Here is a 23,882-nt window from a genome sequence, read left to right as displayed (position 1 = left end):
CAGGAGAATATGGAACATAACTTTATAATATCTCACCGGATTAGAGCTAGGGCGGCAATAGTGCAGGGAAACGTTCTATTCCGGGAGCAGCTGGTGCGGCGTTTCAAGTCCATTGTGTAAAAACACAATCATGTCAGATCATGTTTTTCTTTTTACCCAAAATGCAGCTCCGGCCTGTATGTTATGATTCTTCACATAAGAGAACCCTAACTGACAGGAGCGATGAAAGATGATTATTGGCGTACCGAAAGAGATCAAAAACAACGAAAACCGGGTAGCGATCACCCCGGCGGGTGTTGTCAGCCTGACCGCAGAGGGCCACAAGGTGCTGGTGGAAGCAGGAGCGGGTGTAGGCAGCGGATTCCATAATGAAGAGTATGCCGCAGCTGGTGCTGAATTGGTGGCAGAAGCCGCCGCAGTGTGGGCCGCCGCTGAAATGGTAATGAAGGTAAAAGAGCCGCTGGCCAGCGAATACGGTTACTTCCGTCCAGGGCTTATCCTCTTCACTTATCTGCATCTGGCTCCAGAGCCAGCTCTGGCTGCCGCCCTTAAGGACAAAGGCGTATTCGCCATCGGCTACGAGACGGTAGTGGATGGACGTACCTTGCCGCTGCTCACCCCGATGAGCGAGGTAGCCGGACGGATGGCTGTACAACTGGGCGCACAATTCCTGCAAAAGAACTACGGCGGACAGGGCATCCTGCTCTCCGGGGTTCCCGGCGTAAGCCGCGGCAAGGTCAGCATCATCGGCGGAGGTGTCGTCGGCACCAATGCAGCTAAGATGGCCATCGGCCTTGGCGCTGAGGTAACTATTATTGACCTGAGCGCAGACCGGCTCCGTCAGCTCGACGATATTTTCGGTGCCCAGATCAGCACCCTGATCTCCAATCCGTACAACATCGCCAAGGCCGTTGCTGAAGCGGATCTGCTGGTAGGGGCTGTGCTAATTCCAGGCGCGAAGGCGCCTAAGCTGGTAACGGAAGCGATGGTGCAGACAATGAAGCCAGGTTCCGTCATTGTAGATGTGGCGATTGACCAGGGCGGGATTGTGGAGACGATTGACCGGGTGACCACGCATGATAACCCTGTCTTTGAGAAGCATGGGGTTCTGCACTATTCCGTAGCCAATATGCCGGGCGCAGTGGCCAAAACCTCGACCATCGCTCTAACCAACGTCACCGTTCCGTACGCCCTGCAAATTGCCAACAAAGGCGTATTCCAGGCCATTGAAGATAATGCAGGTCTGAAGAGCGGCGTCAACGTAGCCAACGGCAAAATCACCTGCCAGGCCGTAGCCGAGGCGCTTGGAGAAGAGTACTTCACGGTTGAAGCTGCTGTAGAGCAGGAGTTCACGCTGATCTGATGTGTGGTGGGAGAGTAAACAGAAGAATGTGTGTCAGAGTCCGGTGAGCAATCACCGGGCTTTTTTTTGGCGAGTGGACCAGGCGGATGTAGGCGAAAAACCGAACATAATGGGCTGGCGCGAGGCGTGTGGGCCAAATGTAGACGAAAAACCGAACACAATGGGCTGGCGTGAGGTGAGTGAGGCGGATGTAGGCGAAAAAACCGAACACAATGGGCCAGCGTGAGGTGAGTGAGGCGGATGTAGACGAAAAACCGAACACAATGGGCTGGCGCGAGGAGAGAGAGCTAAATGTAGGCGAAAAACCGAACACATTGGGCCAGCGGGGGTCGAGCGCGTCTGACACCCGCCCCATGTAAGCTATCGCTCCACGTTATTTTGCTTTTGACGCAAATTCTTCATGATATGTCAGGTTTTCTACTGAAATCTGTTTTATTCCTATAGGCAACTGCCAGACGCTGTAATATAATGTAATCACTTATATAAGCTTCGGCTATTCTTGGGGTTGGGGTGGGAACATTGACAGAAGCAGAGCCATCATTTGACCGTTTTTTTGACAGTATGGAATCCCTGGCGGATACGCTCAGCGAATCGCTCCAGTCCCAGGTTACGATTGAGGACAGCAATCATCATGTGATCGGGTACAGCTCCCATCAGACGGAGAGTGATCCGGCGCGGATCTCGACCATCATTGGCAAAAAGGTGCCCAGCACGGTCATTATCGGTCTACGCAAAAAGGGAGTTATGCATGAGCTGGAGAGCAGCATTCATCCGATCCGCATCCCTGCGGTAATGGAGGTCGGGCTTGGCCCGCGGCTGGCCATGTGCATCAAGCACCAGCAGGAGATTCTGGGCTATATCTGGGTGGTAGACCGGGGGAATCTTACCGAAGGGCATGCGGAGCGTATCGTGGAGAAGGCTGCCGGGATTGCCGGACGTCATCTGCTGAAGCAGCGCGGCTGGAAGACGAAGCAGGAGAAGACGTTCGAGGACTTCTTTTGGAAGCTGCTGACCTCGCATTATGAGAGTGAGCCGCGAATCCGCCAGGAGGCAGAGGCCGGGGCGATTCTGCTGCCGGAGCGTTATTATATCGGGGTGCTGGAGAGCAGCAGGCCGGTTGATGAGCATTTTTTGCAGAAATTCCGCAGGGTGATGGCTACCTATACCGGGCAGCGGCTGCTTTTTCAGACCGCCGAGCAGAACCGGCTAATTATTCTTTTCTCCTTTATATTTCCGGTGGAAGGGACCGGACGTCTGTCTTCGTTCCTGCACAAGCTGCTCGGGGAGCTGGGCCAGAGCGAAGGCGGCAGGCTTACGGCAGGGTGCAGCCCTGAATACCGCGAATATACCTCCGCCGCTGAAGCGTACCGCGAAGCGCTGCAGATTCTGGAGTTGAAGAAGCTGCTGCCTTATCATACCCGTGAGCTGCTGCTCTATGAAGAGATCGGGTTCTGGGCGTACCTTCCGGCGATTCTGGAACAGAAACGGAGCCGCCCCCGCCGGAGCTTGCTGCTCTATCCGCTGAAGGAGCATGACCGTGAGCATAAAAGCGATCTCCTGAAAACCCTCGCCGTATATTTGTCGCTGGACGGGAATTTGAAGGAATCGGCCGCTTTTCTGCATATTCATACCAATACCTTAATGTACCGCCTGAACCGGATCACCGAGATTACAGGCAGGAGCCTCAAGGAGACCGACTACCGTACCTCCATCTACCTGGATCTTCTGACCGAGGAGACCGCGCAGGTAAATCTATGGTTCCAGGAGGCTGCCGGGTCCAAAGAGTAGCTAATGTTTTCGGGCGATCCGAAACGCATTGGTAGCCGCTTCAAAGCCGATTTGAGGATAGAACGTTAAAGCTTCCTCAGAAGACAAGAGTACGATGGCTACTTGATCTCCCAAGGTCTGCTGAAGGAGTTCTACCAGGTCTTTGCCTATATTTTGCTTCTGATACTCTTTGATGACAGCCAAGTCTGAGAGGTAACAGCAGTAACAATAGTCTGTGATGGCCCGTGCTAAGCCTACTACACGCTCACCGTCCCAGCAGCTGATAATGCCTCCGTGTATATTAATTTTTCTGAATAATACTGAATTAATATAGAGAGTCTGCCTTTCAACTGGGTAGGCTTTTTATATTTTTTATTATTTTTTAAGTTCTGGTTGTAATCCATCTGTGTAAATTACCTTATATAGTGAGGGCATCTGTTCTGAGCCTATCTGCTAACTAGAGGGAGCGTGACATCAATGAAGAAAGTGCTATATGTACCATTGGATGATCGGCCTGTTAATCTGGATGATGTGATTGTGCAGGGGAGATCTGCGGGTATTGATGTGATCACACCGGATGTAACGGATCTTAAGAATCGCCTGGATTCGCAAAAGACAGCATTGGGCACAACCCTGCTGACCACCTCCTCACCGGCCTACGGAGATACCGCCAAGATCCGGCAATGGATTCTGGATCATGCGGCGTCGTCCGTGGACGGTTTTATTCTCTCGGCGGACATGCTGGCCTACGGGGGGCTGATTGGCAGCCGCCGTCTCCGGGCGCATGCGGGTGGTGTCTACCCGGCGTATGACGCTGCAACTACAGACTTGCTGGACGTCATCCGTGAAGTGAAGCAAGCCTGCCCGGACAAGCCGGTGTATGTAATGGATACAATTATGAGGCTGGCCACCACCTCTTTTGCGGAAGGACTGGATTTGGCGGCTTATACAGATTCCCGTAATTTCATGCTTCAGCCGCGCAGGAGCTTCACGCAGTTCGAAGATATTCTCAGTGGATATAACCTGTCACCGACTGGCGACTATGGCAGTACGGCTACTTTTGATAAAGAGCAGTATTACAATACCAGAGCGCATAAGTTCAAGACGAACCGCTATATTCTGGAGGTGCTGGCGCAGGAAGGCTCTATTGATTTCCTTGCAGTCGGAGTGGATGATGCCAATACCCAGGGCGTGCAGATTAACGAGATTCACTATATGGAAGCAGGCATTAATGAATGGCTGGGCGGGACCCAGGAGCAAAATCCGTACCGGGCCGTCATTCTCCCGGATGCAGACGGACTGGGACAGTCCTTACTGGCGCGGATGGCGAATCAGCTCTACCGGAACGGAGCCACAACCAGGTATACCGTTGAATATTTCGGACCGCATGGCTCTACCCTTACGAGTCCGTATGAATATATGGATGTGCATCAGAACATCCTGCGCCATCTGGATATTGTAGGGGGTGAGGCGGTAGGCGATGCCCGTCAGGTGGAGATTATCGCGATTACTGCTGCGGATCAGGTGCTGGCTGCGGTTAACCGTATCGAAGATAACGATTCCCGCCTCGTCCCTTCGGTAGTGATTGATTGTGTCGGCGCAGGTGCAGCAGATGCAAGTATAACTGAGGCTCTACTGGGCAGCAGGCATACTGGCGCGCTATTAGGATATAGCGGCTGGAATACGCCGGGGAACAAAATCGGCCTCGCACTGGGCATGGCCCAGGCCCGGTATGCTTATATCGTTACAGAGACCGATGCGGCGGCGCTGGATCTTGCGGTTAACGCTCACGGCTCGCTGCTGTTCAAGCGCTTCCTGAAGGATTACTTCTACAAAAGGCTGGCGATTGGTGAAATCCGGACGTACTCCAGAGCCCATTCGCTCTATGAGAATGTTGCAACGTTTACAGATCAGAACATGTTGCTGTTCAATAGCCCGGAGGATTACGCTCATCTCGAGGCCCTGCTGAGAGAGCGGATGCAGACACACACGGCCACGCTTGCCGGGACGGGCGCCTTCCTGACCGGCAGTGCTGAACCAGCGTGCAGTATCCGGCAGATTAACGGGGGCAGTTGGGTCTTCTCCGAATACGCCAGTGCAGTCCTTCCATACGATGATCCCGATTATATTTGGGGCCGCGCCTTTGAAATTACTTTGAATCCTAACCTGATTTTGCAATAATAGACTATTCTTCATGGGTTGAATTTTAAATATTTTGAGGGGGGAGCTAAGCTCCCCCTATTTAGGTTTGTGGAAAGAAAAATAGATAAACCTAATAAGGGGAAAATATATATGGTATAATAAGTAAAAAATAGGAAAGGAGTAGCTGTGAGGGGAAAGATAATAACATAATGGTATGTGAGATGGATAAAATTAGGTGTATGGTACTTCGCATGGAATTGATTGGATGACAAAAATTTAACTTAAATATTAAATAATGTTAATTATATGTTATTCATGGATTAATTTTCTCTGATATAATTTCAGATAATTAGACGAAAGGAGTTTTCAGGGTTGAAAAAAGAGCTTGGTGTATTGATTGTGTTGAGTGTCGTTTTGCTTTCAGGATGTGGATCAGATAAACCTGCAACGGTTAATAATGGTTCGGGTGAGTCTCCTAGTAAACAAGTTATGACACAGCCGGTGCAAGATAAGGATGTGAAGTTGCTGGGGTCTTCAGAAGATGAAAAAGTGAAGTTTTATACAAAAACTGATGGAATAACACTGGATATTAACGGTAATAAGAAAGACTATCCTTGGAATATTCCTATGGATACTGGAACTGCCCCGCAGGTATTTTACACGGATGTTACAGGCGATGGGAAAGAAGAAGCCGTAATTATCATCCAGACTGGGCGAGGAACAGAATTAAACAATTATGATATTCATGTCGTTAATGCCGAGGATCTATCCGAAATTAAAGTCCAAGGTTATGAAGAGATTGTTGCGAATCAGCTTGAAACGCATGTTGCTAAAAACGGTGATGGTACACTAGCGATTTCCGTTAAATCACAAGGAAAAGAATATGATTTCAACTATGGATTTGATCCAGCACCGGATTACAAGCAAGATAGCCTTGCTTTTGGAGGAGTGTATATTTATTCATTGGAGAATCAAAAAATAAAATTGAACCTTGGAGGATCTGTAGGTGTGTCTCCCACATATGTATGTGATTTCAATATCACATACAAATTCGATAGTGCCAAGAATGAATTTCTTGCTGATCAAATTGAAGTTAAACCAATTGAAAAATAAAAAAAAGCTGACCAACTGTGGTCAGCTTTTTTTGTTGATTAAATTAAACGACATAATCAAAGAATGTGTGTTTACCGACTACGACTTTGGAACTGACTTGAACCGTGCCTCCGCCTGGGAAACTATAATAGAGTTTTCCACCAGAAGTATAGCTTAGTTCAGCAAACCTGGTGTTAGTAGAATAGAAACACTTGCTACCGATTTCATTCGTATAGTTACCTAGGTTTGAGGCTAAATTAACAATATTAGTCCAGACCGCACTACTTCTATTAGGAGCAAGACATTCTGGCAAGTTAGGATTGCCCTCGTTAAAGCAACTGAATGCAAATGGCTTGAGCACTACTGCTTCAATCGTGTTAAGATTTTTAAATTCACCGTATGTGGTATTGTTTTTACGGTTATTTATGACATAAGCAACACTTACACGAGAATCTGAATCGCCTCGGGTTTCTCCCCAAAGAGTTCGAGCCAACAAATCCACACTGTCACGTCCGTAAAGCTGAGATTTAGAAGTTAACGGATCACCAATTGCCATGAATATTACCTCCAATATGTTTTTTTTGTAGATCACCGGCGTCTCATTATATAAAGAGAAATGAGTCTCATTTTCTACAACCACTCTCCAAATTTTATTTCAATTCACTAATATCAAAGGTCTGTATAACCTCAATCATTTTGACATAGAGTTCCTGTTTCAAATCTTCCCGGTGATCGGCGGGGACTTGTCGCAAGGAGGCTTTGATCTTTGGTGTGAAAGATTCTAGGATATGCAGTGTTGCCCCCTGATCATGGTGTTGCTGTGCTTGTACTAAAAGTTCGGCCAACATAAAATCACCGCTTTACATTTTTTTGTATTTCATTCTTTAAAGCATTGATAGCCTCGCTTAAATCAGATATTTTCTTTTCAAAACGAATAAGCAGATACAAAGTAATTGCAATCGGGAAGCCTAAATTAGCAATGAAAGTAGCGATGTCACCCTCCATCATCATTCATCCCCCTTCCGTTATTAAGCTGCGCAATTTAGTTAGGGCTTTTAAGCGGTGTTTCGAAACATTTTGTTGGGATACTCCCAATATTCTGGCTATTTCCTTGTCATTTAGTGCTTGTACATAAGCAAAAGATAGAATCCTTTGTTGCTGCACTGATAAGGATTCATAAGCTTGATAAAGGGAGTGATCCGTAATGTGATCTTTTAAATTTGGGGGTACAGATTCAGCATCATAAGTGGTAAGTAAGATGGACTCCAGGTTTTCATCGTTGTCTAAAGTCAGAGGAAATCGGCTGTCCTTCATTCGTCTTTTTTTGTCATAATTGATAGAGTTGTAGTATATGAGATTGGCCATATACGTGATAAAACGACGATTCAAGTCATCATCTGTCAATATAAGCCCCCCGTCCTTTTAAAAAGAGAGTACTCCTACCCTATAAAGAGAAATGAAATGTATTTTTTACAACCATTTTCCAAAAAATAAAGAACGTATGTTCCTATATTTTAACATTGATAATATTTCAGTCAATGAAACTAAATCTATGGTGCTGAGGATCGGGGGGCAAGGGCATTATCCAGCGTGAAAAAGGCGCTCCGATTGCCGGGAAGCGCCTTTTATTCGTTCTTCCATAGGACCGGGCAGCGGCCAGGAAGGAGAGCACCGGCAAAAGCCGGTTCTTTTGGCGCAGTAAGCAAACTCCTCCGCACCAATAGGAGGCCCGACACGTACAATAACCTATATTTCATGGCAAGAAGACGAAAGGGGGAAGCAGAATGGGGTATGGATACGCGGCTCCGGCAGATCCGGCATTTGAGAGCAGGATGCGGGGGGAGATTATTGCGGCAGCCCGGGCAATGAATGTAGGGGGGACAGATTTCTCGACCTTCGAGAATTCCCGATGCAATCCGAGGTATTGGACCCGTACAGGGGGCGGTGGATTTGAGCTGAATTCAAATGTCACTCCTTCGGCGGCGATTAATGATATTTTTGTGAATGGACAGCTGTATGCCTTTGAATGTGCTATGGCGATGGTGATGATTCTCTATAAAGCGACCATCAACATGATCGGAGAGGCAGCCTTCAACCGTAATTTCACCGGCCTGTACCTGTGGGACTGGAACTATGACAGCAATCTGAAGCTGATTACCACGTTCAACCGGAACGAGCTGCAGCCGGGCGATGTGGTCTATTTCAAGAATCCTGACCATGATCCGGCTAAGCCGGAATGGCAGGGGGAGAACGCGATTATGTTGTCCAGGGACAGTTACTACGGACACGGGCTCGGGATTAAGAATGCCACTCAGATGATAACCTCGCTCAACAGGGAGCGGGTGCCGGGCAGCCGGACGTCTGCCTATCTGGCGGATGAGGGGCTTCACCCGGATTTTGCCTATATTGCTTCTCTCGGCAACTCACGACTGAGCCCGCCGATCTCCGCCAAAGTGAATGTAAAAACGGCCATCTTCTCCAGAATAGGTACGAAATCCTATATTGTCCGCTAGAGCGGCAGCGGTCTAATCCTTGGCCGAACGGAACTTGAGCGGGTGCAGGCCGGTGGTTTTTTTGAAAACAGTACTGAAATAATGGGGATTCTCATAGCCGACCCGCTCTGAGATCTCCATGACCTTCAGGTCCGTGGTCAGCAGCAGCTCCTTCGCCTTGCCTATGCGGATCTGGGTGATATAGTCGGTAATGGTTCTGCCGGTCTCCTTCTTGAATAGCAGGCTGATGTAGTTAGGTGTCAGAAACACCTCCTCGGCAATCCTGGACACGGACAGCTCCGAGGCGTATCCCTCCTGAACGATGGTGCAGATGCTGCTGACGATCCGGCTGTTCCTGGAGGTGTTCTTGCCTGCTACATAAGCGCTTAAGTCATGCAGGAGCGACAGCATATACGCCTTAAGGCCGGTGATCGTGGTCTGCTGGTACAGCTTATCCATGATGCTAATCCGGTCGCTTAGCACCTGCCCGATATCCTCATCTATCTCATACAGGGCTCTGGCGGAGGTGAAAATCATCTCTGCGCAGATACTCTGCACGTATTCAATTCTATGCTTGGGACCGGCCAGTCCATTGAACAGCTGCTCCAGCAGCCGGGTGACGGTGTCTGTATGTCCTGCCTTCAATTCATTCATCAGCCGGGCCTGGAGTTTATAGATAAAGGTGCTCTGCAGCTTCTCCGTGTCGGGCTGGATATCATTAATGTAGAGGACGGAGGCAGGCCCGGTATAGAATTTGTACACCAGCGCAGCCAGCGCATCCTTATAGGAATCCTCAAGCTGGCCCGCCAGCGGACAAGCCCGCCCGATGCCGACGGAGGCATCCAGCCGCAGATACTTCTGAATATTAGCGATGATTTGTTCGCAGGTCTCGGAGATGGAGTGGGACGGAGGTGTCTGCGGGGTGCAGATCACCATAATGAATTCGTTCTCGCTGGCTACGAAGCTGATGGCGCAGGGGTGGCTGTCCAGGCTCTCCTGAATGATATTCTGGATGGAAAAGTAGAGCAGTTGCTTATGCTCCTCCGAGTATTTATCCACCGCGCTCCGGTATTCATCCAGTTGGAGTACACAGACGCTGAGAAGCGTCCCCTGCTGGAAGGGCAGGGCGAAATACTGTATCTTCTGCCAGATTTCCTCCTCCCTGCGGTAGAGGCCGGCAATCAGATTCTGCAGGAATTTCTCCCGCAGCAGCGGCATACTGTCTTGAAGCTGCTGCTTAAGCTGCTCCAGATCCAGCTGCTGCTCGCGTTCCTCTGTCAGCTTGGCCACCGCTTGGCGGAAGACACTGCGGATCTCGGGCAGCTTGACAGGCTTCAGAATATATCCCTCGGCGTTCACCTTCAGCGCCTCCCGGGCGTAGGAGAAGTCCTGGGCGCCGCTGATAATAATAATCCGGGCCCTGCAGCCTGCCTCCCGCAGCTTCTCTGCTACCTCCAGCCCCCCCATTAGCGGCATCATAATGTCGGTGAACAGGATGTCCGGCTGGAGCTTCAGGCATAATTCGTAGGCTTCCAGCCCGTCCGAGGCTTCCCCGATAATCTCAATCCCGAACTCTTCCTGCCAATCGAACACGCGGATTAGACTGCTGCGGATAAACGGCTCGTCATCCGCTATGATCATCGTTAACATCTTCATTCACCTCATTCCATGTAGTGACCACCGGGAACCGGATGACAGCCAGCAGACCGCAGCCGTCTTCGGTATTGTCGTAATAACGGATGCCGTAGGACTCTCCAAAAAACTGCCGGATCCGCATATGCACATTGCGGATGCCGTAAGACTGGCTGCCCGGCTGCGGGTCTGCCAGCAGCTGGTTCAGCCGTGCGGGATCGGCGCCTATTCCATCGTCGAACACGGAGATACTAAGCAGCTCCTGCGTCTGCTCTACCCGGATGCGGATCGTGCCTGTTCCCCGCCGCCGCTGGATGCCGTGAATCAGGGCATTCTCCACCAGCGGCTGGAGACTAAGCTTCACCACCAGACATTCCTCTGCCAGCGCCCGGTCCGTCTCCTCCAGCTCATAGTGAAGCCGGTCCTGGAAGCGGAACTGCTGAATCTGCAGATAGCTCTCGACCTGCCGCAGCTCATCGCGGAGCGGGATAATATTGCGGCCCTTGCTCAGGCTGTACCGGAAGAAATCCGAGAGCGAGGTGACCATGCTGCTGATCTCGGGAATATCGTGGTTAATGGCAATCCAGTTAATGGAGTCCAGGGTATTGTAGAGAAAATGCGGATTGATCTGGGCCTGGAGCATTTGCAGCTCGGCTTCCTTTTTGCGCAGCTCGGTGACGTAGAGCTTGTCGATCAGCGCCTTAATCTGCTGGAGCAGCTTGTTGTAGCGGTTGAATAAATAGGAGAATTCGTCCTTGCGCCGGTAACGGATGGGGATATTGAAGTTCCCGCTCTCGGCATGCGACATCGACTGGATGAATTTGCGGATCGGTGCGGAGATATTCTCGGACAGCAGCAGGGCCATCAGGAAGGAGATGAGCATGCAGATGACAATTACGACATACATCACCCGGCGGAAGGAGACCAGCTCCCCATTCAGCTCACGGACAGGCGAGAAGGACAGGATGGTCCAGCCGGTATTCTCCAGCGTCTTGTACGAGACGAGCATCTCCTCGCTGCCGACAGAGTGGCGGAAGGAATGCAGTCCGGATGAGTGGTCTGGAGAGAGAGGGTTGCTGGTACTGTCAGCAGGGCCTATAGTCAAGCTAAGCTTGCTGTAATAATCCTGAGCTGCGATATTCTGGCCGATGAGTGACGGCTCCGGGCTGATGGCGATCGTTCCGGCTCTGTCTGCGATATAGACCTTGCTGCCGGGGGTAGGCTTATAATGCTCCAGCAGCGTGCCGAATTCGGCTACCGGGATATCAAGGGTGAGCAGTCCGACATAGGGCAGCTGTGCATGCCGGATACCGAACAGGCGCTTCGCGAATTTGAGGGTGAATCTGGAATCCAGTGAGCTAAGGCCCACCACGGCAAAATCGGCTTTGGCCGGAATGCTTAAATACCAGGGCTTCAAGGTAATAAGATCGATATTGAATACACGCCGTGAGAAATTATATTGGGTATATTCGGGCCGGTTCAGCATATAGAGCATAGGGACGAAGCTGTTGCCGGAGGTCCCGTTCGCGGGGAAATCCTCAAGGATTTTGCTAAGGGCGGCCAGCTCATTAATGATTCCGGTGCTGTCTGCGGGCCGGTTGGAGGAGATGAGGTCAGCGAATTCAGAATTCAGGTACAACGCGGTCATGGATTGATTGGCGGCTTCGAACCGCCGGGCCAGATTATCCTGAACCAGATTGAAGTTATTCTCAATCGATGTATTCATATTCCGGGTAATGATCCCGGCGGATTTGTTATAGATGGTGACCGAGATGATCGTGGTCGGGAGAAGAACGAGGAAGAGAAAGTAGAGGATCAGCCGGCTGCGGATGCTGAAGTTATACAGGAAGAGAGCCTTCGACAACGAATCGTAATATTTCTTCATCGGAGTCCTCCTTCAGCAAGTCAATAACTGGTATACATTGTAAAACGCGTGAAGTCAGGATGTCAACGCAGGAGGTGCGGTGTGAAAAGGTTACTGTTCTATCTTATTGCCATCGTAGGGTGCGGGCTGGCTATCTACACTTTTGTCTATGACCGCCCGCTGCTGCCGGACCTCACTCAAGGCGAGAAGGCCCTGCCGGAGGCGCAGACCACCCGGGTGAGGGTCGCCCTGTCTGACTGGACGGAGAACCTGGAAGTGAAGAATGCCATCAGCCATTATAATAAAACAAATCCCGATCAGATTGAGATCGTAGTGATGAACCTTGCCACAGACGCTTACGACGATACCTTAAATATGCTGATGACCTCCGGGCAGGGGCCGGACGTGTTCAGTGTCGATAACGCCTGGCTGGCCACTTACGTCAACAAGGGGTATCTTGCTAATCTGTCTGCTAATCTGGATGCCGGATGGCTGTTGCGTTTTCCGGTATGGGCCAGGAAGTACGCGTCTGGCCCGTTGTTCAAGGGCGGAATCTACTTCATGCCCTCCAGTATTGATACCGTGCGTCTGATCTACAATAAACAATTGTTCCGGACCGCCGGACTTGACCCGGAGCAGCCTCCGCTTACCTTCGCTGCACTGGAGCAGGCTGCCCTGCAGATCAGCCGGGCCGGAGCATTGGTCAATAAATACGGCTTCGCGTTGTCCGCCGGGGATAGCCGGGCCAGTCTCCAGGCCGGACTGGAGCTATCGAATACCTACAGCGGTTATTATCTGTATGATTACCGGTCGGGCCGTTATGACCTGAGTGTGTATGCCCCCTGGCTGCAAATGGTACGGGAGATGAAGCAGCAGGGCAGCCTCTACCCGGGGGAGACGCTGCTGAAGCTGAGCAGTGCGCTCCGGCAGTTCGCGGACGGCAATATTGGCATGATGTATGTTACCAGCAAAGATTATGTCAAGCTGCAGGAGTATATGCCTAAGGATGACTGGGGAGTGGCGCTCCCTCCGGCAGCGGAGCTGTCACGGCGCGGTGCCGGGGCCCTGATGATGGTCCCCCAAGCTCCGCTGGTGGTGAATAGTGCGGCGCAAAGCCGGGAGGCTGCGGTGAAGGTCTGGCGTTTTCTTCAATCGAAGGAGTTCCTGGGCATGCTGTATCAGCAGGCGCTCGCCCTCCCGGTGACAGACGGGATTATGGATAAGCCGGGCGCTTCACGCGGGTTACGCCACTTCAGGGAATTCTATCCAACCGCAGCAGAATCGATCTATCCGCTATCCCCGCAGATCATGGACCAGTATGATCCGAATACGGTATCCATGGAGCCGCGTTATTCAGGCGACCGTCCAAGAATGCAGCTGTATCTGCGGATCATCGCGGGGGACATTCCGCTGGACCAGGGACTGGGCAGCGAGAGTGAGCGGCTGAATCAGATGCTGGATATTGCAGCTACCGGGTATTCTTTTCGGCGTGAGGAATATATCTATCCGCAGTTCGATCCCCGCGCCCCGTTATTGGGGGAGAGCCTGCAAAACCGTTCAAGCAGCGGACGGGAATAGAATAGGCTTCTATTCAGGGACCTTTCCAGGCCATTGCGGCTGAGGAGAGGGCCCTTTTGTGTTGTCTCCTATTTATATGGGATGCCTGCCGGAATCTAGCTCTACTGCACACACCGTGCCGGAATCGCAGAATATTACTATATTGATCCATCTTTCTGCTGCTAGCTTCTATGTAGTCAAAAGATAGATTAAGCGAGGAAAGGGGAATCTATCAGGACAATACAAATCTGTCGTTAAAGGAGACTGGGAAATGACTCTACTATCCACAGGACCACTGGAAAACAATGCAGTAGGAGGGGTAAGACCCACTACACAGGTTACGGTCAGACTTGATAACCGCAGCAGCATTTCAGCTTATACAGTATTGGTACAAGGGTATTACATGCTCGGAGGCATTAGAAATCTGTATGTCAGCCAAACGCTGGATGTGGCTGCCAACGAAGCGATAACAAACACTTATTATGCGGATCTGGACGCTTTTGAATTTCTGTTTGTCACGTCTGCCATGACGGATGACCCCATCCAGATTTCGGTGTGGGGCAAGAGCAGCACCGGCCAGCTCGTCACCGCCCACCGGCTGGTCTCGGCTGAACTGCTGGGCGATACTGGTGTAACGGGGGCCACTGGGGCGACCGGCGTGACAGGCCCGACAGGCGCAACGGGCGCGACTGGAGCAGGGGTGACCGGAGCGACCGGGGCGGTGGGCGTAGGCGTGACAGGCCCAACTGGAGCAACCGGATTGACGGGCCCGACTGGTGCGACTGGCGCAGGAGTGACGGGGGCGACTGGAGCGACCGGGGCAGGGGTGACCGGAGCGACCGGCGTGACGGGCCCGACAGGCGCAACTGGCGCAGGAGTGACGGGGGCGACCGGGGCGACTGGAGCAGGAGTGACCGGTGCGACCGGCGTGACGGGCCCGACAGGCGCAACTGGCGCAGGAGTGACGGGGGCGACCGGGGCAGGGGTGACCGGTGCGACCGGCGTGACAGGTCCGACAGGGGCAACTGGCGCAGGAGTGACGGGGGCGACTGGAGCAGGGGTGACCGGAGCGACCGGCGTGACGGGCCCGACAGGTGCAACGGGAGTAGGAGTGACCGGGGCGACCGGAGCAACGGGCGTGGGAGTGACCGGGGCGACCGGGGCGACAGGTGCAACGGGCGTGGGAGTGACCGGAGCGACCGGGGCAACGGGCGTGGGAGTGACCGGAGCGACCGGGGCAACGGGAGTAGGAGTGACCGGAGCGACCGGGGCAACGGGAGTAGGAGTGACCGGGGCGACCGGGGCAACGGGAGTAGGAGTGACTGGAGCGACCGGAGCAACGGGCGTAGGAGTGACTGGAGCGACCGGGGCAACGGGAGCAGGCGTGACCGGAGCGACCGGTGCAACGGGAGTAGGCGTGACCGGGGCGACCGGAGCAACGGGCGTGGGCGTGACCGGAGCGACTGGAGCAGGGGTGACCGGAGCGACCGGCGTGACGGGCCCGACAGGTGCAACGGGAGTAGGAGCAACTGGTGCGACCGGGGCAACGGGCGTAGGAGTGACTGGAGCGACCGGGGCAACGGGAGTAGGAGTGACCGGAGCGACCGGAGCAACGGGAGTAGGAGTGACCGGGGCGACCGGTGCAACGGGAGTAGGAGTGACCGGGGCGACCGGTGCAACGGGAGTAGGAGTGACCGGAGCGACAGGAGCAACGGGCGTAGGAGTGACTGGAGCGACAGGAGCAACGGGCGTGGGCGTGACCGGAGCGACCGGTGCAACTGGAGTAGGAGTGACCGGAGCGACAGGTGCAACGGGCGTGGGAGTGACCGGAGCGACCGGGGCAACGGGCGTAGGAGTGACCGGAGCGACCGGCCCGAATTTGGCAACGGAAGGGTTCTCCGCATTCCTGCCGACGTTCTCGGTCTCGACCAGTACTCAGCTTACCGGCTGGACTGTGACTACGCCTTACTATGACAGTGCGACATTTAATGAGACTACAGGCAACTACACGATTCCGGTATCCGGCAGATATTCGTTTGAGGCAACCATTAACTACAGCACTACCGCTGCCATCTCCGTTGCATTGGGAGCGGGAATTGATCCGGCTTTTGTAGTGCGGAGAACCTCCCCGACAGTAACGGATCTGGTAACCGGATTGTTCCCGCTGCTGAATGTTAACATTGCGCTTCTGCTGTCTCTGCGGACGATCCTGGGTAATGGTACGGTAACATTGACAGGTGAAGTTGAACTGACGGCAGGCGATGTGATCGGACTCTTCTATGCAGCAGATGGATTAACCTTGCCATTAGATCTTGGAGGTGCCTCTTCGGGTGTTGTATGGTCTGTGCACAGACTGACCTAGTCCCGGCAGGCGGATCAGACCCATAAGCCTCAGCTAAAAGAGCGTTCCACAGCGATCATCGTGGAGCGCCTTTTTGCATTTTGTCCCTTCGGCTTCACTGCCTTCCGGCAAATGGGTTCTGGTACGGAAAGCAGTTGGATTTTCACCACTTACTCATGGACAGAAGCCTTCTTGTAGGGAAACAGTTGGAGAAACAGCACTTAAAATTCAGCAAATATAGCAGAAAAGGGGAAATGGGAAAAATTAAATGACGTTTATCCAACTAAAACCCGACGGTGATCCAAAACATCCAAATTAAGATGCGTTTATCCAACTAATTTACTCCAAACTCTGTAGGATTTTGAACTTTTATTATAGATGGCCTTATTTAGCATGGAGCCGCCTGCGGGTACACTTAAGTCAGGGAAGAGAGGGACTGCTGAAGGAACACGGGAGGCGGAAGACAATGGTTATGAAGACGAAAAAGAGACACGGGCTGAAGCATCTGCTGAAGCATAAGGTGCTGCTGCTGATGCTGCTGCCGGGCGTAGTATTTTTGCTGATCAACAACTATCTGCCGATGTTCGGAATTGTGATTGCGTTCAAGAATATCAACTATGTGGACGGGATTCTCGGCAGTCCGTGGGTCGGGCTGGATAACTTCAAATTCCTGTTCGCCACCTCGGATGCCTGGATTATCACGCGCAATACAGTGCTCTACAACTTCGTGTTCATTGTGCTTAATCTGCTCTTTGCCGTATCCATCGCGGTTGCCCTGAATGAGCTGAGGAACAAGCTGGCCGCCAAATTCTATCAGAGCATCATGTTCTTCCCCTACTTCCTGTCGATGGTGGTGGTGAGCTATCTGGTGTTCGCTTTTCTGAATGTTGAATACGGTTTCATCAATAAAGGGATCTTCGCCCTGTTCGGGCTGGATGAGCTGAACTGGTATTCGGAGCCGAAGTACTGGCCGTTCATTCTGCCGCTGATCAATCTCTGGAAAGGGGTGGGCTATGGCTGTGTCATCTATCTGGCGGCGATTATCGGCATTGACAACGAGTACTATGAAGCGGCCCTGATCGACGGCGCCAGCAAGTGGAAGCAGATCCTGCATATCACGATTCCGCTCATCCGGCCGGTCATTATTATTACAACGATTCTGGCGATCGGGGGCATCTTCCGCTCCGACTTCGGGCTGTTCTACCAGACCACACTGAACTCCGGGGCGCTGTACCCGACTACACTGGTCATCGACACCTACGTCTATAACGCGCTGATTAATATGGGCAATCTGGGGATGTCGGCAGCGGCCGGATTATACCAATCGGTGGTCGGCTTTTTCCTGGTCCTCGGCTCGAACTGGATCGTGCGTAAGGTTGACAAGGATCAGGCGGTTTTCTAGCTAAAAGTCTGGCAGCGCACGTACCCTGTAGAAGGAGTGGAAATCCGTGGCTAATAACGAAATATCCCGCTTCACTAATGTTCTCCTCCATATTATTTTTATCATCCTGTCCCTGGCCTGCCTGCTGCCGATTGTACTGGTCTTCATGATCTCTATTACCGATTACGATTACATCGTCCGTAATGGCTATCAATTCATTCCGGAGAAGCTTAGCTTGGAGGCTTACGCGTATATTTTCAAGGATTATAGTGTGGTGTTGCGGGCCTATGGCGTGTCCTTCTTCGTCACCATCACCGGAACGCTGGTCAGCGTGTTCCTCTCTTCCCTGTATGCGTATCCGATATCGCGGGCGGATTTCCGGTACCGGGGGGTGTTCGCTTTCCTGATCTTTTTCACCATGCTGTTCGGCGGCGGGCTGGTACCGTGGTATATGGTCTACACCCAGGTACTCGACCTCAAGAACTCCATCTGGGCGCTGGTTGTGCCGATGCTGCTGTCCCCGTTCAATGTGCTGATCATGAAGACGTACTTCCAGATGAGCGTGCCGCCCGCGCTGATTGAAGCCTCTACGATTGACGGAGCGGGGGAGCTAAGGACGTTCTTCCGGATTGTTTTCCCGCTGTCTTTGCCGGTCTTCGCGACCATTGGGCTGTTCAATACCCTGCATTACTGGAACGACTGGTTTAACAGCATGATTTTCATTACCGACACAGACCTCTATTCCCTCCAATATCTCATGTACAAAATGATCTCCCAGGCAGACTACCTGAGCCGCAACGGGGCACTTATTCAAGGCTCGGCCACCGAGCTGGCCAAATTGCCGGGGGAAACGATCCGTATGGCGATGGCGCTGATCGGCATCGGGCCGATTGTGCTGGCCTATCCGTTCTTCCAGCGGTATTTCATCAAAGGACTGACGCTCGGCTCTATCAAAGGCTAACCTCGGAACCTACCGATTAGCATATATCTGTTCCATCAAGGGGAGGAAAAAAGTATGGCAGGTAAAAAAGTCACAGGTCTGCTGCTGTCGCTTGTGCTGATAGCCGGATTCACCCTGGCCGGATGTGCGGGGAATGGCGGAAATAAGGCTGCGCCTACAGAGAAAGCGGGAGAGAGCAGCACAGCTCCGGCAGCAACGAAGGAAGCTGTTGCAACGGAAGCGGCTGGAACGGAGGCGCCGGGTGCGCTTGCGCCGGTGGAGCTGTCTCTGTATCTGCCCGGCGGGCCGGATAAGGATGTGGCGTCCGTAGAGCAGGAGATCAACGCCTACCTGAAGGATAAAATCAACGCCACCCTCAAGATCAACCAGCTAAGCTGGGATAAACCGGCCGACAAGGTCAATCTGATGATCCAGTCCGGCGAGGTGTTCGATATGGTCTATACCTGGAACTTCATGACCAACGCCGCGAAGGGGGCGTATCTGCCGCTGGAGGAGCTGCTGGACACCTATGCCAAGGAGACGAAGGCACAGATTAATCCCGCTTACCTGCAGGCAGCCACCGTCAACGGACATTTGTATGCGGTTCCAACCGAGAAGGAGCTGGGGCAGTCGGTCGGGTTCGCTTTTGACAAGGCGATTGTGGATAAATACGGCTTCGATGTGAACAGCCTCCAGAAGCTGGAGGATATTGAACCGATGCTGAAGACGATTAAGGAGAAGGAGCCCGCCCTCTCTCCGCTGTTCATGAACCATACCGACAGCCTGCACTGGTTCACTGCGTATCCTGACAGCGAGGACTTAGACGGCAGCAATGATATCCCGACCCTGCTTGATTACAAGACCATGAAGGTGTTCAACGAATATGACACACCGGCCATGACGCAGCGGCTGAAGCTGATCCGCAGCTGGTATGAAGCGGGCTATATCAACAAGAACGGAGCCACAGACAAGACCGAGCTGAAGGATGCGGTCAAAAGCGGCAAAGCCTGGTTCGTCTACGGTAACATGAATCCGACCTCCACCAATGACTGGACCCGGCTCGCCGAGAAGCCGATGATCATCAAGACGCTGCTGCCTGTTCAGGTCAGCACCAAGAGTCTGCAGGGCTCCATGCTCGCCATCTCCAGAACCTCGAAGAACCCCGAGCGGGCCATGATGTTCATGAACCTGCTCCACACCGATCCGGTGCTCTACAACCTGCTAACCTTCGGCATTGAGGGCAAGCACTACAAGAAGCTGGAGAACAACACTGTGGAGTTCATTGCGGACAGCGGCTACAACTCCGTATCCTCCTGGATGATCGGCAATGTACTGCTGAACTACCTGAATAAGGATGAGGATCCGAAGCGCGTGCAGCTCTATACGGACTGGAATAAGAACGCCACCGTGTCGCCGGTGATCGGATTTGTCTTCGATTCAACCAAGGTGCAGTCACAGATCGGGGCGCTGATCAATATCACGAAGCAGTATAAGAACACCCTGTTCTCCGGGGAAAAGGACCCTGAACCGGTCCTGAAGGAGATGAACAGCAAGCTGAAGGCCGCAGGCCTGGACGCTGTGATTACGGAAATTCAGAGTCAGCTCGACGCTTTTCTGGCCGCCAAATAAGCAGTAGAGGCCATAGCACGCCCGGTTCCCTGCCGCAAGCAGCCATAGCGGCCGCCTGCGGCAGGTACCGGGTATTCTCTTTCGCTAATCCAGCCTTTGGGGAGCCCCTATCTGATCAAGAGAGGGTGTTACTATGCGAATTCAGAGAATCACAGGCAAATTGCTCATTGCAGCTCTGGTATGGATGTCCGCCTCATTGCCCGGAGTACAGATCAGCTCCGCCGAAATGCCGCCTGCACAGGCGGTTGTGGAAGAAAATATAAATAACAGTACTGTCACAGAGGATACCTACCAGCCGTCTCCGCTGCTCTGGCAGATAGGCGAGCAGGATAACAGCTCCGCAGAATTTACAGTATATCAGGATGTGTACAGTGAGAATATTACCCTCCCCGTAAATCCCCTGAACTGGAATACAATCTCCCGCGGCATGAAGCTGGACCGCAACGCGGCGATGGAGCTAAGCTTCAATCTAACGGAAGTCCCCCTCTATGGTGTAGAGTTCAGCTTCAAGGTACTGGATGCAAGCACCGCTATTCCGCAGCTCGCCGTATTCACCAATGGCAGCTTCAGCGGGCTGATTCAGATTACCGGGCTGAATGACGGAGAGACCCCCCTTACGAACACATGGATAGAAACCTATAGACTCTACATTCCCTCAGAGCAGCTGAAGACCGGCAGCAATGAGCTGAAGCTGACCGTGGACCGCGGGCTATACGCTGATCCGCAGTCGCCAGGATATGACGGTGACAAGTATCTGTGGTTCGAATGGGATTATCTCAGGCTGGCGGCGCTGGAAGAGCGGGCCACAGAGCCTATCCACGGCAGGTATGTCCATCTGGGCAGTACGATTGCCGCCTCGACTTTCCGCTACGACGAGCATGCGATCCGCCATCTGGCCCCGATGGCCAAGTGGCTGGGCATTGCCTACAGCGGCAACTGGATGCGCACCTCCTTCTGGTCCGATACCAGCGCAGGCTGGGACCCGCAGGGCCGCAAGTACCTGGAGACGCTGCGCGACCTCAATCTTGCGCCAATGGTTAATATCATCGGCGGCAACTGGAAGACTAACAGCGAGTTGGCGGCAGGGACGATCAGCTCTGCGCTGAGGAGCTATTACAGCGGCTTTGTCAGCAAATTCGGTGATCTGTACCAGTATGTCGAGACAGGCAATGAGCCGGGATTGTTCGGCTGGGCACAGAAGGCGGTGCTGGCGCTTCATGAAATGATGGACGAGGAGAGGCAGACGAACAGCCAGCCTTACCTGAAAATTGTTGCTCCCGGCTGGGCCTACTGGCCGTATAACGGCACCCCTGACGGCTGGGAACGGGATGCTGCCCAGCGTGCGCCGATTGAAGCGCTGTCGGATGTGACCAACGGACACAGCTATGGCGGGACCGGCGTCCAGCCTTTGCCGGGCGGAAGCCTGTATGAGAATCTGCGGGTGTACAGTGATTCAGAGGAAGGCTTCGGCAAAGAGATGGCCATGAGCGAGACCGGAAGCAATGACAATCATTCCGACAATACGAAATACGGGACGTATGCTTACAGGTTCGCTTCTGCTTTTGACCGGGAGCTGCGGGGAAATATCGGTTATGCCGACCATATTATGCAGCACGCGGCCTTCTTCAATGACGGGACGGAGTTTGGCCTGTTCAATTCAGCGATCAACTGGAACACACACCGTTATGAGGATACAGCAGCGGTACCGGCTAATATCAATGAATCCGGGGAGACCCGGCTGAAGACGTTCCGCAGATTGGCCGCCGCTTACGCCACCCATGGAAGCCCGCTGGGCTACGAGGTACTGAATGCAGCTGAACTGACCGGGCTGAAGGCGTATTTCCGCGCAGTGGATACCTCGGCGCTGGGCACTTCGGCCATCGGAGCTTCGTCCGATAAAATCCTGCTGAACTTCGTCAACTTTGAGACGTCGCCGGTGACGATGCAGGTGAAGGTTAAGATGCCGTCCAGCGGAGCGTATGCCGGGGAACGGTTCGGTCCAGGGGAGACGTACGCCGCCGCCTACTCCAGGGTGGAGCTTACGGCAGATCCGTACATTACACTTACAGTTGCGCTGGACGCGGGAGAGACGATCCAGTACATCCTGGATGAGCAGGACAACGCGCTGCCCACTGCTCCGGGCAGTCCTGCCGCAGCGGCCGTAAGCCATGAGCAAATCCGGCTGACCTGGACGGCTTCCACAGACAACGCTGCTGTCGTCAGCTATAACGTCTACCGTGACGGCGGAGCGGCTCCGGTGATGAATATTCCGGGACGGCTGACCTTCTGGAGTGACTATACCGTAGCGCCGCAGACCACTTACAGCTACACAGTGCAGGCCGTGGATGACTCCGGCAATGCATCGCCTCTTAGCACAGCCGTATCAGCGACTACACCGGTCATGCCGATTACACCGCATGCCGCAGGAGATCCGGCCAAGTTCGAGGCCGAAGCTACTGCATTTGCCTTGCCACTGAAGACCGGCAATAACAGCAGCGCCTCGGGCGGCAAGGTCGTGGAGCAGACGCATAGCGGAGGCTTAACGATCCAAGGCTTCCATTCCGAGAATGGTGGCAGCTACACCTTAACAATTGTATACGCTTCCAATGAGGAATCGAAGAAAAATATTCTCGTGAACGGCGTGAAGCAGTCCACAGTAACCCTGCCTTCAACGGGCAGCTGGACCGCGAATCTGACCGCACGGCAGTATGGGATTACCCTCCAGCCGGGCTATAACATGATCAGCTTCACCTCCGCCGGGAAGGGGGCAAATCTCGATTATTTCAAGCTGGAGGAAGGGCTGTATGTTCCGCTCTCCCACTGGTATCCGGCCGCACATGATCATCCTTACATTGACTATGCCGGATTCACCCCTGCGCCCAATGGAGTCTCCCATGTGACCTATGATGAGGATGCCACGGCTGCCTTCAGCTTCAATGGCATCGGTGTCCGCTGGAGATCGGACATCAAGAGCGATATGGGCAGTGCAGATGTCTATGTCGATGGTGAGTATAAGGAGACTATAGTCATTCCGCAGGCAGGGCTGGAGGGTGATCATAAGATTGTCTACGAACTGACGGGTCTGGAATACGGGCTGCACCGGATAGAGATTGCAGGCAACGGCGGAAAGGTAATGGTCAGCGGGCTGGAGTACGAGAGCTACGAGTCTGTATTGCCCGTACCGGGACCGGATCTGACGGTGACGGATATCGGCTGGCATATTGTGAACAGCGACGGCAGCCCTTCCGCGCACAGCACACCGCAGCTGGGCGACTCCCTGATCTTCTGGGCCAAAGTGAAGAACATCGGTGTCCGTCCCACACCGCTGAATGCCTCGACCGGACTCGGACAGATTACCGGCGGCGCCTTCTCGGTTAACGGCGGAGTGGTCTCGTGGACGGACACGAATACCAGTGTGATTCAGCCGGGCGAGGAGATAACATTGACGGCTAACGCCAGTGCGCAGGGCACCCCCCGGTGGACGGTGCCGACCATCGGCGAGTTTACAGTCAGCTTTTTTGTGAATGATATCTGGCGGTATGCGGAGATGAACAAGGAGAATAACAAGCGGGCACGGGCGCTGGAGATCAGCCTGCCCTGACGGGCTAATCAGCCGGTTGGCGGATCGGTGCAGGCAGTCTGTAGAATTTTGAACTTATATTATAGCTGGCTGTATGTAGAG

Annotated in this window: 18 protein-coding genes; 11 read left to right on the top strand and 7 right to left on the bottom strand. The window is 53.1% G+C overall.

Going from position 1 to position 23,882, the window contains the following annotated elements; all coding sequences use genetic code 11:
* Nucleotides 1-229: 229 nt before the first annotated feature.
* Together ald and MKY64_RS26040 are read left to right on the top strand one after the other, a co-directional pair.
* Nucleotides 230-1,363: an alanine dehydrogenase gene (gene ald / locus MKY64_RS26045; protein WP_340956718.1), complete on the top strand. Its 1,134-nt coding sequence runs from the start codon at nt 230-232 to the stop codon at nt 1,361-1,363.
* 519 nt (nt 1,364-1,882) lie between these two features.
* Complete coding sequence (locus MKY64_RS26040) at nt 1,883-3,151, top strand: PucR family transcriptional regulator (RefSeq protein WP_340956715.1); 1,269 nt, start codon at nt 1,883-1,885, stop codon at nt 3,149-3,151.
* Here MKY64_RS26040 and MKY64_RS26035 read toward each other — a convergent pair whose 3' ends face one another.
* Entirely contained in the window at nt 3,152-3,415 is a 264-nt protein-coding gene (locus MKY64_RS26035; RefSeq protein ID WP_235191811.1) for a GNAT family N-acetyltransferase, read from the bottom strand.
* Nucleotides 3,416-3,607: 192 nt separating this feature from the next.
* Here MKY64_RS26035 and MKY64_RS26030 point away from each other — a divergent pair, with 192 nt between their 5' ends.
* Both MKY64_RS26030 and MKY64_RS26025 read left to right on the top strand, forming a co-directional pair.
* Complete coding sequence (locus MKY64_RS26030; protein WP_340956713.1) at nt 3,608-5,311, top strand: DUF4127 family protein; 1,704 nt, start codon at nt 3,608-3,610, stop codon at nt 5,309-5,311.
* Between the two features lie 333 nt (nt 5,312-5,644).
* Nucleotides 5,645-6,385, top strand: coding sequence for a hypothetical protein (locus MKY64_RS26025; protein ID WP_209876123.1), 741 nt, complete (start codon nt 5,645-5,647; stop codon nt 6,383-6,385).
* 43 nt (nt 6,386-6,428) lie between these two features.
* Here the strand turns inward: MKY64_RS26025 and MKY64_RS26020 are convergent, their stop codons facing one another.
* The 4 genes from MKY64_RS26020 to MKY64_RS26005 all read right to left on the bottom strand — a co-directional run bounded on the left by MKY64_RS26020 (nt 6,429) and on the right by MKY64_RS26005 (nt 7,768).
* The gene (locus MKY64_RS26020) at nt 6,429-6,920 is read right to left on the bottom strand and encodes a cell wall hydrolase (protein WP_209876125.1); all 492 of its coding nucleotides are present in this window, start codon (nt 6,918-6,920) and stop codon (nt 6,429-6,431) included.
* Between the two features lie 94 nt (nt 6,921-7,014).
* A complete protein-coding gene (locus MKY64_RS26015) occupies nt 7,015-7,212 on the bottom strand; it encodes a helix-turn-helix domain-containing protein (protein ID WP_042266232.1) in 198 nt (65 codons plus the stop codon).
* A 4-nt stretch (nt 7,213-7,216) separates the two neighbouring features.
* Entirely contained in the window at nt 7,217-7,375 is a 159-nt protein-coding gene (locus MKY64_RS26010) for a YvrJ family protein (RefSeq protein ID WP_445323306.1), read from the bottom strand.
* Nucleotides 7,376-7,768, bottom strand: coding sequence for a sigma-70 family RNA polymerase sigma factor (locus MKY64_RS26005; RefSeq protein ID WP_209876129.1), 393 nt, complete (start codon nt 7,766-7,768; stop codon nt 7,376-7,378). It abuts the gene before it with no gap.
* A gap of 380 nt (nt 7,769-8,148) precedes the next feature.
* Between MKY64_RS26005 and MKY64_RS26000 the strand changes: the two genes are divergently transcribed.
* On the top strand, nt 8,149-8,877 hold the full coding sequence (locus tag MKY64_RS26000; RefSeq protein ID WP_340956706.1) for a protein-glutamine gamma-glutamyltransferase: 729 nt from the start codon (nt 8,149-8,151) through the stop codon (nt 8,875-8,877).
* A 12-nt stretch (nt 8,878-8,889) separates the two neighbouring features.
* Here MKY64_RS26000 and MKY64_RS25995 read toward each other — a convergent pair whose 3' ends face one another.
* Both MKY64_RS25995 and MKY64_RS25990 read right to left on the bottom strand, forming a co-directional pair.
* Complete coding sequence (locus tag MKY64_RS25995) at nt 8,890-10,506, bottom strand: response regulator (RefSeq protein WP_340956705.1); 1,617 nt, start codon at nt 10,504-10,506, stop codon at nt 8,890-8,892.
* Nucleotides 10,481-12,373 carry a cache domain-containing sensor histidine kinase gene (locus tag MKY64_RS25990; RefSeq protein ID WP_209876134.1) on the bottom strand — a complete coding sequence of 631 codons (1,893 nt, stop codon included), beginning with the start codon at nt 12,371-12,373 and terminating at the stop codon, nt 10,481-10,483. The genes MKY64_RS25995 and MKY64_RS25990 overlap by 26 nt, the downstream gene beginning before the upstream one ends.
* An 81-nt stretch (nt 12,374-12,454) precedes the next feature.
* Here MKY64_RS25990 and MKY64_RS25985 point away from each other — a divergent pair, with 81 nt between their 5' ends.
* The 6 genes from MKY64_RS25985 to MKY64_RS25960 all read left to right on the top strand — a co-directional run bounded on the left by MKY64_RS25985 (nt 12,455) and on the right by MKY64_RS25960 (nt 23,801).
* Nucleotides 12,455-13,930: an ABC transporter substrate-binding protein gene (locus MKY64_RS25985; protein ID WP_340956703.1), complete on the top strand. Its 1,476-nt coding sequence runs from the start codon at nt 12,455-12,457 to the stop codon at nt 13,928-13,930.
* 250 nt (nt 13,931-14,180) lie between these two features.
* Nucleotides 14,181-16,271, top strand: a complete 2,091-nt coding sequence (locus MKY64_RS25980; RefSeq protein ID WP_340956702.1) for a collagen-like protein — start codon at nt 14,181-14,183, stop codon at nt 16,269-16,271.
* 445 nt (nt 16,272-16,716) lie between these two features.
* The gene (locus MKY64_RS25975; RefSeq protein ID WP_445671708.1) at nt 16,717-17,652 is read left to right on the top strand and encodes an ABC transporter permease; all 936 of its coding nucleotides are present in this window, start codon (nt 16,717-16,719) and stop codon (nt 17,650-17,652) included.
* A gap of 46 nt (nt 17,653-17,698) precedes the next feature.
* Nucleotides 17,699-18,592, top strand: coding sequence for a carbohydrate ABC transporter permease (locus MKY64_RS25970; RefSeq protein WP_339252955.1), 894 nt, complete (start codon nt 17,699-17,701; stop codon nt 18,590-18,592).
* Between the two features lie 54 nt (nt 18,593-18,646).
* Nucleotides 18,647-20,200, top strand: a complete 1,554-nt coding sequence (locus tag MKY64_RS25965) for an ABC transporter substrate-binding protein (RefSeq protein WP_340956700.1) — start codon at nt 18,647-18,649, stop codon at nt 20,198-20,200.
* A 133-nt stretch (nt 20,201-20,333) separates the two neighbouring features.
* A complete protein-coding gene (locus MKY64_RS25960) occupies nt 20,334-23,801 on the top strand; it encodes a carbohydrate-binding domain-containing protein (RefSeq protein WP_340956698.1) in 3,468 nt (1,155 codons plus the stop codon).
* The last annotated feature ends 81 nt before the right edge of the window (nt 23,802-23,882 follow it).

The sequence above is a fragment of the Paenibacillus sp. FSL R7-0210 genome (genome assembly GCF_038009085.1).
Lineage (GTDB): Bacteria > Bacillota > Bacilli > Paenibacillales > Paenibacillaceae > Paenibacillus_AQ > Paenibacillus_AQ silagei.
The sequence above is the reverse complement of the archived record's forward strand: the minus strand, read 5'-3'. Positions and strand labels throughout refer to the sequence as shown.